The organism is Romboutsia weinsteinii, assembly GCF_002250835.2.
Lineage (GTDB): Bacteria > Bacillota > Clostridia > Peptostreptococcales > Peptostreptococcaceae > Romboutsia_A > Romboutsia_A weinsteinii.
In genome coordinates, this window is sequence record NZ_NOJY02000056.1 from 1 (window position 1) to 14342 (window position 14342).

7 protein-coding genes are annotated in these 14342 nt (G+C 29.7%); 3 read left to right on the forward strand and 4 right to left on the reverse strand.

Going from position 1 to position 14342, the window contains the following annotated elements:
- The coding region (locus CHL78_RS17090; RefSeq protein ID WP_116041631.1) for a methyltransferase domain-containing protein at positions 1 to 1301 on the forward strand (1301 nt) is incomplete at its 5' end.
- A gap of 55 nt (positions 1302 to 1356) precedes the next feature.
- On the opposite strand, the gene CHL78_RS17095 is transcribed toward CHL78_RS17090, so the two are convergent.
- The gene (locus CHL78_RS17095) at positions 1357 to 2871 is read right to left on the reverse strand and encodes a bifunctional metallophosphatase/5'-nucleotidase (protein ID WP_094366196.1); all 1515 of its coding nucleotides are present in this window, start codon (positions 2869 to 2871) and stop codon (positions 1357 to 1359) included.
- A 156-nt stretch (positions 2872 to 3027) separates the two neighbouring features.
- Here CHL78_RS17095 and CHL78_RS21380 point away from each other — a divergent pair, with 156 nt between their 5' ends.
- A complete protein-coding gene (locus tag CHL78_RS21380) occupies positions 3028 to 4167 on the forward strand; it encodes a glycosyltransferase (protein ID WP_094366198.1) in 1140 nt (379 codons plus the stop codon).
- 67 nt (positions 4168 to 4234) lie between these two features.
- On the opposite strand, the gene CHL78_RS17105 is transcribed toward CHL78_RS21380, so the two are convergent.
- Complete coding sequence (locus CHL78_RS17105; protein ID WP_094366200.1) at positions 4235 to 5731, reverse strand: glycosyltransferase family 2 protein; 1497 nt, start codon at positions 5729 to 5731, stop codon at positions 4235 to 4237.
- 302 nt (positions 5732 to 6033) lie between these two features.
- On the opposite strand from CHL78_RS17105, the gene CHL78_RS17110 reads away from it, so the two are divergent.
- Entirely contained in the window at positions 6034 to 7518 is a 1485-nt protein-coding gene (locus CHL78_RS17110) for a bifunctional glycosyltransferase family 2 protein/class I SAM-dependent methyltransferase (RefSeq protein WP_094366202.1), read from the forward strand.
- A 145-nt stretch (positions 7519 to 7663) separates the two neighbouring features.
- Here the strand turns inward: CHL78_RS17110 and CHL78_RS20575 are convergent, their stop codons facing one another.
- Entirely contained in the window at positions 7664 to 11815 is a 4152-nt protein-coding gene (locus CHL78_RS20575) for a beta strand repeat-containing protein (protein ID WP_147295842.1), read from the reverse strand.
- Positions 11816 to 11945: 130 nt separating this feature from the next.
- Positions 11946 to 14342, reverse strand: a 2397-nt coding sequence (locus tag CHL78_RS20865; RefSeq protein ID WP_158540724.1) for a beta strand repeat-containing protein, incomplete at its 5' end; no start/stop codon positions are given.

Consider the following 14342-nt stretch of genomic DNA (forward strand, 5'->3'; position numbering starts at 1 on the left):
AAGATAAATATGAACTAATTGTAGTTGATAACAATTCTAGCGACGGTACTGCATCGTGGATAAAAGAACAAAATGATATAACAGGGATATATAATCAAAATGAAGTTAGTGTGTCTAAAGGATACAATCAAGGCATACAGATATCAAAAGGAAAGAACATACTTATATTAAGTAATGAAACTATACTAACACCAAACTGGTTGAATAATTTAGATAAAGCTTTATATAGTAATGAAAATATAGGAGCAGTAGAGCCCGTAACTAACAATAGTAAAAATAGTAACCATATAAAAGTAGAATACTCACAACTAGACCATATGATAGAATTTGCTAAAGAGTATAATAAATCAAATAATAACTTATGGCATAACAAGATAAAATTATCTGGATTATGTTATTTGATAAAAAGGGAAGTAATAGATAAAATTGGTGCATTAGACGAAAAACTTATATCTGGTGATTATGAGTCTTACGATATATCATTGAGAATATTATTAGAAGGTTATGAAATATTATTATGCAAAGATACATTTATACACGAAATGATAAGCACTACACCTGAACAGGATAAAGAAAGTAATATTATTAATACAGATAATAACCTATTAAAACTTAATGAAAAATGGGGATTTAATTTAACATATGATAATCCAAGTAGACTTAGCTTAATTGAAAAAATATCGGAGTTTAAAGATAGAAAATTGAACATATTAGAAGTTGGTTGTGGATCAGGTGAGACATTATTAGATATAAAAAACATATATAAAAACGCTAATCTATATGGAATAGAAAAAAATAAGAGTTCTTCAGACATAGCTAAAACATTTTCAAATACCATATGTGCAGATATAGAAACATTAGAAATGCCATATGAAAAAGAGTTCTTTGACTATATAATTCTTGATGAAGTAATTGAATGTCTTAATGATCCTTGGAGTGTTGTTGAAAAAATAAAAAAATATCTGAAAAAATCAGGTTATATAATAGTAGTAATATCAAATCTTATGCATGTTAGCATATTAAAAAATCTTATAAATGGAAGCTTTACTTATGAAAATAATGGAATATTAAGTTATGAACATTTACGATTCTTTACTTTACAAGATACTCATGAATTATTTGCAGATAATAAATTCAGAGTTACTGAATTTGGAGCGAGAGTAATAAATTCTTCTACAGATGAAGATAATTTTATTGAAAAGCTTTGTATGTTAACTAGTAATGAGTATAAAACTCAATATAGTGCATATCAGTATATATTTAAATTCTCTCATATAATACCTCTAGATGAATTTATATAACTAGAAATACCCATCTTTTAAAATATAGAGATGGGTATTTTAAATTATATTTATTTTAATAAATTACAGTTAAATACTTAGATTTATCAACTACAACATTTTTATTATTTCTGAAATAATCAATAATAACCTCAGGCATCTCAACCATTATTTCTCTTACTATTTTACAGTCACAGTAAAACTCATATCCACCAGCTCCACTTGCTCTATAGTTATTCATAACAAGAGTAAGCTTAGTATCATTATCTAGCTCCTTATTATCAAACATAATAGAAGTAACTCTACTTCCGACCTCTTTATTTAAGTCAAAAGTATAGTTAATATTAGCGAAATAGTCATAGTTATAATGTTCAACTTTAGGCTTTAAGAATAAATCTGAAATAGAAAGCTCGCCATTGTTATTAGTAAAGTAGCTAGCACATCTTTCTAAAGCCATTTTTAAAATATTTCTATCAACTTCAAGCATTACTAATGTATTTGGATACATATAAGTAGACATTATATCTCTTACAGTAACATTTTTATCGAATCCTTTTATAGAGTTTGCAAAAGAAGTACAGGCTACATCAGCGCCACTTTGCTCTAGTTCTATTTGGTTTATAAAGTTAGCAAGATTTGAACCATTAAGTGCCATATCTAAATGACTACTTGGATGAAGGTCACTATCTAAAAATCCTACTGGAGTATCTAACCATTCTTGTACTTTAGTCTCAAGTGGCAATAAATCATCATACATTTCTTTATTTGGATTAAGAACTACATTCTTTAAGCTTGATGTTATATTTCTATTGTTATTATCATCAATTTCTAAGTTTAGCTCTAAGAACTTACTTCCATTATGAGGAGTTTGAGCAATGTATGTATCGTGTAAGTACTCACCACCAATTTCCATATGTTGATGACCTGTAAGAAGTATATCAAAGTTAAACTCCTTAGATATTTTGTAAGCAATATTTTCATGAGTAGTACTTAATTGAGTGTGAGATTCTAAGTCATACTCAAATCCACCATGATAAATACCAATCAAAACATCGCACTCATCTTTTATCTTGTCAAAGTAAGGTTTTATTGAAGAAAAAGTATCACTTATAGTAAAGTTATTTATGTTTTCAGACCTTTCCCATCTGTTTATAAAGTCGGTAGTAAATCCGATTATACCGATTTTTAGACCATTACCTAAAGTTTTAATATCAAAAGGCAAGATTGGAAGTTGTCCTGTGTTATCAACTACATTGCTACATAAGCATTTTGCATCTAAATTAGTAAGATACTTTTTTAAATAATCATATCCATAGTTAAAATCATGATTTCCAAGAGTAATATAATCATATCCTCCAGTATTCATGACCTTAGACATTGGATGAACATCAAACTCAGCATTACTCAGATAGTTAGTAAAAGGAGAGCCTTGTATAGTATCTCCACCATCTATTATTAAGGTATTCTCATCTTTTTCAAAAGAGTTGATAATATTTAGTAATCCAATATTTTTTTCGATTTTATCTATGTAATCAGTGGGATATATATACCCATGTAAATCTGATGTAAAGTATATTTTTAGATTTTTCATTGTTTTCTCCTTTAGCTATTTTAGTAATATTATATCAATTATAACATATGTAAAATACATTAGAATTATTAAAAGGTTAAGTATTAAATTAAGTAAACAAAGCTTGCAATACGTCATAAATTAAATAGGAGATGGATAAAATTAGGAGGATATAAAATGAATGACAAGAAAATTTGCTTTGTGAGTATTGTCAAAGATAAATCAAAATACGATGAATGTGTAGAATATATAAAAAATATAATTGTTCCGGATGGGTATAGTATTGATATAAATTATATATCTGATTCTCAATCAGTTCCCAACTCTTATAATCTAGTAATAAAGTCTAACGATGCTAAGTATAAGGTATATGTCAAAGAAGATATTCTTATATGCAATCAAAATTTTATAATAGATATATTAAACATATTTAAGGATCAATCTATAGGAATTATTGGAATACATGCAAATAAAAATAAAGAAGATTTACAGTTAGAAGAAGAATTAATTATGGATGTAGAATATATATATGAAGATTTAATAGTAACTCAATATGATATATTGTGGGATGAGGATTTAGCTATTATTAATAATAGTATTATTATAAATCATATTAATGAATTTACTAATAGTGGGTATAGAGTAGTTATAGCAAAACAGGAAGAACCATGGTACCTATATAATTCAAAATATTGCTTAAACAATGAGGATGATGATTCAGTAATATATTCAGAAAAACAACCCACACAAGAAGATTATTGTGTTTTAGATATATTAAAGAAAGATCAACCTGAAAGAATAATATCAGAGCTAAATACACATATTGGTGCTTTTACCTATGGAGACCCTAATATATTGAACTATTTATCAGATAGTAAAGTAATTATAGGTAAATTTTGTTCTATAGCACAAAATGTTATTATTTTTATAGGTGGAGAGCATAGAGCAGATTGGATTACAACATATCCATTTAATGTATTTTTACAAGATTTCACCTATGTTAAAGGAAATCCTACAACTAAAGGTGATGTTATAATTGGTAATGATGTTTGGATTGGATATGGAGCAACAATAATGTCTGGGGTAACAATTGGCGATGGTGCAGTTATTGGCACAAACTCTTTAGTTACAAAAGATGTAGAACCATATTCTATAGTTGGTGGAAATCCAGCTAGAAGAATAAGATACAGATTTTCAGAAAACCAGATTGAAAGATTATTGGATATAAAGTGGTGGGATTGGCCTTATGAAAAAATAATAAGATATATGCCTATACTACTTAGCAATGATATTGATAAGATTATAAATATAGATTAAAAAAATAAGTATCACAATAAAATACAATTGATATTGTGATACTTATTTTTTAATAAAAATGAACTATCTATTCGTACATCTTATGAAGATATATATTTACTGTATTAGTGTTTATTGAATCGAAATACTTAGCAAAGTCCTTGAAGTTATTCATTTTCTTTATTAACTCCGTATTTTTAAATACTCTAAATTCGTTACTTTGAACATTTTTTAGAGTGTCAACCACTAGTAAGTTTAAAGATTCTACTTTATTAATAGCTAGATATGATGTAAGTGATTTTTGTGTATCAAGAGAGCAAATTTCTTTTGGTTTCAGAAATAATATATACTGACCGCTACATTGTTTGTAGCCTTCCATAAATAAATCCTCATAAATATCAGATTTAGACTCAACAACCTTTGCGCCTACATTTGATACAGCCTTTTTATTTAAATTTGATCCCTGAGGAGTAATTATAACTACTTCATGAGCAATTTCATTTACAGTCTTAACAGTGTCAACTAAATGCTCCTCATCTTCAGAGGCAATAATTAGTGCACTTATTAAGTTTTCCTCATGAGGAATGCAAGAAGCTTTTAATTGTTTCAATAATTTTCCCATATTAAACTGATCCTCAAAATTGCTGTTAGGATATATATAGCTTCCAGTCTCAGAATTCAAATATCTTAGAAGAGCATCTTTTGCTTTTGTAAAATTAGAACATTCTATGTGAGCTAGGCATTCAAAAAAATGTGGATCTCCAAAGTCTTTATATATTTCTTCAAATGGCTTTAGATAGTTAATAACATCAATGTATCTCTTAGATGTTGTAAGTACCCTTGCAACATTAACAACTAAGTAAGGCATAAAACTTGGGAAGGCTCCATTTACCATAGGAGTATCCATAGCTTTATAATATATCTCAAGAGCCTTGTCATTTTCTCCTATTCTTGCATATTCATTAGCTAATGAATAATAGAAATATCCATCTCTATCACTTTCAGGATAACTCTCTAAAAGCTCTAAGTTTCTTTTTTGCTTAGCATCTAAGTCTGCAACATCAGGATCATAACCATAATGTATTATTTTAACATCTGTAGATTCTATACAGTCAAGGCCAGCAGCTTCCTGAATAGAAAAGACAATCTGTTCATGCATCTTTCCTCTAAATCTATATAGAGGTTTATTTTTAAAAGCTCTAAGTACAATAGCATCACCTAGGTTTGTATCTGATATAATATTTACAAGTCTTAGGTAAAGTCCTTCATAAGGAGTTGCATTTATTCTTGCTCTTAATTTTGTGCATTCTTCAAGAGGTAGCTCTTCATCAGCATCCAAAAATACTATCCAGTCCATAGTTGCTTTTTCAAGTGACTTGTTTCTAGCATCGCTAAAATCTTTTTTCCATTTATAGTGGTATACCTTTGCACCATATTTTTTTGCAATTTCAACAGTTTTATCAGTACTACCCGTATCGACTATTATTATTTCATTAGCAAAATCTTTTATGCTTTCTAGGCATCTAGGAAGATTTTTTTCTTCGTTTTTTGTAATCATACATACACTTATAGTATTATCTTTCATGCATATTTCCTCCTTAAATATTTTATATGCTTATAAATTAGAAGCTCTGTAATTTATGAATAAGTAATAATTGCAAGCTTAGCAATAAATCTATTAGATAGTTATCAATCTTAGTAAAGTAAATATTTATTTAATTTAAACTAAATGTAAAAACTCACCTATTTATCATATGAAAATAGACAATTAAATGTTATTAATATGAGAAATATTACATAAGTTTTAATATATAAATATCAATAAGTAGATCTTATGCATAAATTAATAGGTAAGAAAAAAATAAACATAAGTGAGGAGATTTAAATATGAATGGTGAAATATCTTTAAACAAAGAAACATACCAGTTTATACAAGAATATGACTATAATACAAGTGAGGAGATAAATTTTACAAGTATAATAATATTGACATATAACAAATTAGAATATACAAAATTATGTATAGAAAGTATAAGGAAGTTTACTCCAAAAAATAAATATGAAATAATTGTTGTAGATAATAATTCTAGTGATGACACTGTATCATGGCTTAAAGAGCAAGAAGATATTATTTCAATATGCAATGATACAAATGTTGGTTTTCCAGCAGGATGCAATCAAGGTATAAAGATAGCTAAGGGGGATAGTGTACTTCTTTTAAACAATGACGTTATTGTAACTCCGAACTGGCTAAATAATTTAGATAAAGCCTTATATAGTAAAGATGATATAGGTGCAGTAGGGGCTATAACTAATAACTGTTCAAATGCGCAACAAATTGAAGTAAGCTATACTGATATATCCCAGATGATAGATTTCGCTAGCAAAGTAAATATATCTAATGAACAATTATGGGATTATAAAATAACACTGGTAGGATTTTGCTATCTAATAAAAAAAGAAGTATTAGATAAGGTAGGATTTTTAGATGAAAGATTCACACCTGGTAATTATGAAGATAATGACCTATCATTTAGAATAATAGTAGAAGGGTATAAACTACTTTTATGCAAAGATTGCTTTGTACATCATTTTGGTAGTGTATCTTTTAAAGAAAATATGGACAGTTTTATAAACAATATGAATACTAACTTTGTAAAAATGAATGAAAAATGGGGATTTAATATTAGATACAGTGCTTATCCAAGACTAGATATAGTAGAAAAAATCCAAGAAGATAAAGACAAGAAAATGAATGTATTAGATATAGGTTGTGGAGCTGGAGCAACTTTATTAGAGATAAAAAGCAGATTTAGAAATGCAGATATTTATGGTATAGAAGTTTGCGAGCCACCTACTAAAATAGGTAAAAGTTTTGCAAATGTAATCTGTGGAAGTGTAGAAGAAATAGAGCTTCCATACGAAGAAGGTTTTTTTGATTATATTATACTTGCAGATGTATTAGAACATCTAAAAGATCCTTGGGAAGTATTAAGAAATATAAAAAAATATCTTAAAAAGACTGGGCATATCATAGCAAGTATTCCAAACCTAATGCATGTAACAGAGCTTAGAAATCTTATAAATGGTAGCTTTACTTACTCAGAGGCAGGAATACTTGATAGAACACATCTAAGATTTTTCACTCTTTTAGAAATTCAAAGATTATTCTTATCAACAGAATATAATATTGATGAATTAGGTACAATTGCAATAGTTATTTCTAAGGAAGAAGAAGAATTTATAAATAAACTTTGCAGTCTTTCAAATGAGAGCTTAAGAACTCAATACTATATTTATCAGTACTTAGTTAAAGTTAGTCCTGTAGTATCATTTAGTGAATATATTGATTCCTATAATGAAGATAAATAATGCTTAAAGTTTTAAATTACTATACTTGTTAAACATACTGAAAAAGAGTATTACTAAAATTTAAATAAGCTGGCTCCTATAACTATTAGGAGCCAGCTTATTTAAATTTTGTAGCCAGTAAAATATCATTCACATTATTGTAGACTTAATTAATTTCGGCTGCATCTATTTTACATATTGAGTAGATAGATATATCTCCATTTAACTCTACTACAACTAAAAGCCCATTACCAACAGCGCATACACATCCTCCAATAGATTCTGGAGTTGGACTTAATACACTTATAGTTGAGGCACTTATATTATTTATAACTTCAGTACTTTGAGTAGATAATAATACTTCTGTCAAAGCATTTACAGGAGCAATATTCAAGGATGCAGACTTTACAACAGTATCTGTATTAATATTTGAAATATTATTTATAGTTGAAGAGGTTACGAAGTCTATATTATTAACAATTGTGCTTAATAAGTCTATATTACTAACAACTGTTACAGTAGAAGGTGAATTAATTACACTACTAATAGTTGATGTAGTAGATACTAATGAATTTACTACAGGTATTGTAATTGTAGAAATACTGCTAATAGCACTTACTGAGCTAGAAGTTATATTATTTAATGCTACAGTAGTATTAGCGCTTATATTATCTATAACTGGTATAGAAGATATAGAAATACTACTCACAACAGGTGAAGTTTCAGTAGTAATTGTACTAACTACAGAAGTAGATGATGAAGTTACATCATTAACAACAGAGATAGTAGTGGCATTTATATCACTAATAGCAGTAGTTGTTGTGGATTCAATACTTTCAACTACAGATGAATTTATAGAATCAATAGAATTAACTACAGGTGTAAAAGTTGTATTTATATTCTCAACTACATCAATACTGTTAGTAACTAAACCACTTATAACTGTGGTAGAAGTTACAGTAAGACTACCAACCGCAGACAGAGAAGTTACAGTAATACTATTAATTACACTACTAGAAGTAGTATCTATATTATTAATAACAGGTAGAGTATCTACAAATATACTTCCAAGCACATTAATTGTATTTGTATCCAAACTATTAATAACAGTTGTAGTATTACTAGTAATAGAGTTGATAAAATTATCAAAAGATAATTCTATATTATCTATTACGGAATTGGTGCTAGTATCAATATTACTAATAACTGTAGTAAAGACTGGTATTACACTATTAATTACTGGGATAGAGTCAGTAGTAATACTATTTATTACAGTAGTAGAAAGTGAGCTAACATCACCAATGACTGTTGTACTAGTGTTTACTATACTACTAACTACAGAAGTAGAGTCAAAGTTAATATTGCTAATGGCAGAAGTAGTATCGGTAGTTATAGATGTAATTACAACAGTTGATGTAGTATTTATATTACCTACTACAGATACAGGTATAGTTGCAACAGATGTTACTACAGGTATAGGATCTACATTTACTATTGATGAAACTACAGATACTGCGCTAGTATCAATAGAGTTAATAACAGATATAGTTGAAGTAAGAAGTTCATTAATAGCAGTTGAAATATTAGTACTAATAGTACTTACTACAGGAAGTAAACTTGAAGTAACGCTGTTTACTGCGGATACAGTACTAGGTGTTATACTTGTAACTACCTCAAGTCCTGCTGAAGTTACACTATTTAAAACATTTGTAGTAGTGAAGATAAGATTATCAACTACAGTAGTATTAGTTGTAGTTACATCGCTAATAAATGTTGATGTTGTAGACCCTATAGTACCGACAATAGGAGCATACCTAAATAGAAAATCTTGTATTACATCAGTAGCATTAGTGCTAAGATTATTTAAAGCTAAAGCAGTAGTAGATTGAACATTACTAACAACGGTAGTTAAATTAGGAGTACCTAATCCAGTTAAAACATTATTAGTTATAGTTGGACTACCAGAAACGCCAGATATAAATGTAGTCGGTGCAGGAAATACATTTGCAGTTTGACTACCTACAACTACAGGTACTGTTCCTATTAATACGGGAACATTAATTGTAATAGATAATGGAACATTAATAACCGGAACAGTAACTGTAATAACTGCATCGATCATTAATGAACCAGTTCCAATAACAGGAACTGTTATACCTGTAGATGAAGAAAGTGTAGCTGAAGTGATTCCACTAATAACTCCGTTTATAGATGTTGGATTAGGATAACTTGTTACAGCATTAGTAGTTGAAGTAGTGATAGTACTAATTACTGGTATTGATGTAGTATTTATACTCTCTACAACATCAACTGGAAACCCAACAATACTATCTAATACAGGATAAGTGGTAAAAGTAATGCTACTGACAGCAGTAGAAGTAGTAGGAAAGATGCTACTAATAACTGAGGAAGATATTGGGATAATATTATTTATAACCGGAGTAGATGTATCCATAATTAGACGAGTTGCAGCCCCTGTTGTAACAACAATTGAACTGACTACGTCACTAACACTACTAGTAACATTATTAACTACAGAAGTAAAACTAGGGATTATGCTATCAACTACGAAAATATTCTTGCCTACTATAGTGCTAAGTGCCGATGAAGAGCTAGATACAATAGAAGCAATAGCAATACTTGGTGTAACAGCCACACTTCTGTAAACAGTATCAATACCAACATCAATATTTCCGATAACATTAGTTGTAGTAGGTGTAATAGAATCTAAAACATTGGATGTAGAAATTGCGGATATATTTATTATATCTATTGTACTAGCATTTATTGTACTTATTACATTTGATATAGAAGCACTTATAGAATTAATAACTGGTACTGAGTTAGTTGTTATCGAGCTAATGGCACTTGTTGTAGTTTGTGTAATAGTATTTATAACTGGTATTGTAAATGAAGATAGAAAATGAACAGCGCTCACTGTTGTTTGAGTTATACTATTAACAACATCTATAGTACTTAAGCTTATAGAACTAACTGCTGCTGATGAAGATTGAATAATACTACTAATTACAGGAGATGTTGTAGCAGTAATAGAACTAATTACGCTAGAATCATGAACTATAATGCTTGAAATCATAGGTAAAGTACTTGTAACAATAGAGTTTATAGCATTAACAGTAGACGAACCAATATCGCTAACTACAGAAATTGTATCTACATTGATAGTATTTAAAGCAGTAGTTGTAAAAGTATTTACACTTGAAATAACTGATATAAATTCTGGAGCAACAGCATTAACTACACTTGTAGTAGAGTTAGTTATATTGGAAACTACAGTAGTATAGTCGACTGTCAATGTGTCAATTACAGTAGTTGAGTTAGAATCTATGTCAGATATAACAGGTGTAAAGCTTGAAATAAGTAAGTTAATAGCATTAGTCGTGGATGTTGTAATATTATTAATGATAGGCAAAGTAGTAACATCTATTGATTCAACTACTGTTGAAGTGGTGGTGTTAATATCTTTTATAACAGTATCTGTATTAGCAGATATTAAGCTGATAATAGTATTTGATAAAACTGATACACTACCAACTGCCTCTGTAGATGAGTATGAGATTGAGTCTACAATAGAAATTAAATTTGTAAAAACTGGAGAAGATACTACTGTATTAGTTTGTAATATGTTTTGTAAAATACTTTCGGGTCTTATTGAAATGTCATTTACCACATCAACTGTTGTAGTTGATATAGATTTAATAATACTAGTATTACTTAATTCTAAAGATACATTTCCTATAACGGGCGATGTACTAGTTAAGATAGATGCTGATTTAATTACTGTTGTACTAGATATAGAATCAATTGCAGATATAGAGTTTATTTTATTCAAAGAGCCTTGATAGTTTATAGAATTTAACTCACATTGATTTTTTGAAATATAATCTTGAAGAGGACTATTACAGCAGCATTGCTCTTTTGTTTTTTTACAACAATCACAATAAGAATCTTCATCATAAGTTATTGCTAGACTATTATTACAGCAGGCTGTGATACTAGATAATTTGTTAAGTAACACATTATAAAAATTATTGTTAGATATATTGCTAGTTAGAACTTTAATCTTAGCGATACTAGATAATGAGATTATTACGTTATCGATTATTATAGAGTCATTATTGATAATAAGTTGGTAGCCACAAGATGAATCTACAAGTATAGTATATGTGACTCCAGTTGTAGTAGTAATTAATACCTCAACTCCAAATCCTGGAATAGACACATCTATAGCTGTAGATTGAATAGCACTAAGTACAAATCTTATACTGCTAATGCAGCATTCTTTCAGAGAATTCATTTAATCACTCCCTAAACAATATGATTTAAAATATACCTTAATATATACAATATGAAAAAATGATGTATAGAGATACAAAATTATTAAATAAAAAAAAGCTACTATAAATAGTAGCTTTTTTCTTTAAAGATTAAACAGTTTCAACAGAGTCAGCTTTACATAAAGAGTAAATAGATATATCTCCGTTTAGTTCGTAAATTACTGCAAGACCTTGACCAAGTGCAACTAAATCACCAGTTATAGGATCTGGACTAGGGCTTAAAACAGTTATAGTAGAAGCTTCTATTGCACCAACAACCTCAGTTAATGAAGGTGTAATAACTACTTGGTTCAATACATTTACTGTAGAAGTTGTTAAGCCAACAGAGTTAACTACACTTGTTGTACCAATAGAGTTTACTTGGATTATAGTTGCTGGTATTATAGCATTTACATTATTTATAGTTGCTGTAACAGGAGTTATAGCACTTGCTACTGTTATAGAAGCAGGGATAGTATTAACTGCATTTATGATTGTAGTACGATCTATTACTGCATCTATTGCAGAAGCTGTAGTAGCAGTTATAGCAGTAATAACTGGAGATATAGCTCCACTAGAAGCATTTATTACAGGAGCAGTAGTAGTAGTAATACCATTAACTACAGCAGTAGTAGTTGAAGTTACACTAGTAACTACACTTAATATAGTAGCAGCAGCTGCGCTAATAGCTACATCTGTAGTAGCAGTAACAGCATTGACAACAGGAGTAGTAGTACCTGTTACGCCACTAACAACAGGAGCAGTAGTAGTAGTAATACCATTAACAACAGGAGTAGTTGTAGATGTTATTGTAGATACTGCAGCAACAGTTGAAAGTGTTATTGAAGCTAAACCAGGAGCAGTAGTAGCAGCAATAGAAGTAACTGCATCAGCTACACCAAATGTTACACCACTAACAACAGGAGTAGTTGTAGGAGTAACAGAACTTATAGCAGCACCAGTAGTTGAAGCAACTGAAGAAACAACAGCTGAAGTAGTAGCAAGTAAAGATGAGAATACAGATTGTGTTGCTGGAGTACCTAATCCAGTAAGAACGCTAGGTGATATTGTAGCAGTAGCACCAAGACTTGTAAGAACTGGAGTAGTTGATGGAAGTACGTTGTATAAAGCATTAACTAATGTTAATGGAGTACCTCCGATTAATACTGGTAAAGTAATTGTTAATGGTATAGAAATACCTATAGTACCTAATATAGTAATTGCTATAACTGTATCTATAGTAACTTCTAGTGCTCCGTTTAATAATGATAGACCGTTAATTACAGAAAGTGTAGTAGCTGTAGGTGTAGTAGATACTATTGTTGTTACACCGCTTAGTACACCAGAGATAGAAGTTGGAGCAGGATATCCAGCAACAACAGATACTAGAGTTCCAGTAAGATTATTTATAACAGCAGTTGTAGTAGCTACAACTGAATTGACAACAGGAGTCGTTGTAGTTCCCACACCAGATAATCCAACTATTGTATCAACTGTTAAATCAGTAGCTACAGAAGCTGTAGTAGGTGTTATAGCAGAAACAAAAGCTGAAGTAGTAGGTGTAACACCATTTATAACTATTTCTGGAGCTCCTACTACAGAGTTAACAGCAGAACCTATAGCAGGAACAACACCAGTAACAGCAGCAGTAGTGCTAGGAGTAATAGCGTTAAGTGCTGAAGTTGTAGTAGATGTAACGCTAGTAACAACTGGTAATGTAGCTGCAGCATTTGCTATAGGTACAGTAGTAACAGTAGCAGTAACTGAGTTAACAGCTGGTGTAGTAGTAGGGATAACACTAGTAACAGCAGGTACTGTAGCTAAAGTAGAAGAAACAAAAGCTGAACCTGTAGTAGCAACGATACTATTAACTACTTCAACACCACTAGTAGTAACTAGATCAACAACTGTTCTTGGAGTAACTGTAAACTGTCCTGCAACAGTAGTATTAGTTGTAGTAATATTTGTTAAAACGCTTTGAGGGCTTACAAGTACATTACTCACTACGCTAGCAGGAGTTGTAACTATTGAAGTAACAGCTTGAGTAGTAGTAGTATTTGCAGCAACTGAACCTACAACTGGTACTGTGTTAGTTAAAGTAGCTATAGAACCAACTACTGTAGTATTAATTATAGAATCTATTGCAGATAAAGATTGAACCTCTTTAAAGTCACCTTGGAAACCTAGAGAAGTTAAATCATTTCTGTTTCTTCTTATATAATCTTGTAGACCATTCTTACAGCAACAATCTTTCTTTTCTTTACCACAGTTTTTGCAGTATGAATCATCATCGCAAGTCATTGCTAAATAATTAGAACTGCATGAAGTTACGTTTCTTAATTTATTTATTAATTTATTAGCAAAATTAGTATCAGCAACACTACTGCTTAATACTTGAATTTTAGCGATACTATTTAAAGCTATAGCTAATCCATCAACTATTAAAGTATCACATGTTATTCTTACTTGAGAACTAGAGGATCCTATAGTTACAGTATAAGTAACACC

What these genes read in the sequence shown, in the direction of transcription:
- CHL78_RS17095 (WP_094366196.1), bottom strand. Translation starts at nt 2,871, where the DNA reads ATGAAAAATCTAAAAATATACTTTACATCAGATTTACATGGGTATATA.
- CHL78_RS21380 (WP_094366198.1), top strand. Translation starts at nt 3,028, where the DNA reads ATGAATGACAAGAAAATTTGCTTTGTGAGTATTGTCAAAGATAAATCA.
- CHL78_RS17105 (WP_094366200.1), bottom strand. Translation starts at nt 5,731, where the DNA reads ATGAAAGATAATACTATAAGTGTATGTATGATTACAAAAAACGAAGAA.
- CHL78_RS17110 (WP_094366202.1), top strand. Translation starts at nt 6,034, where the DNA reads ATGAATGGTGAAATATCTTTAAACAAAGAAACATACCAGTTTATACAA.
- CHL78_RS20575 (WP_147295842.1), bottom strand. Translation starts at nt 11,815, where the DNA reads ATGAATTCTCTGAAAGAATGCTGCATTAGCAGTATAAGATTTGTACTT.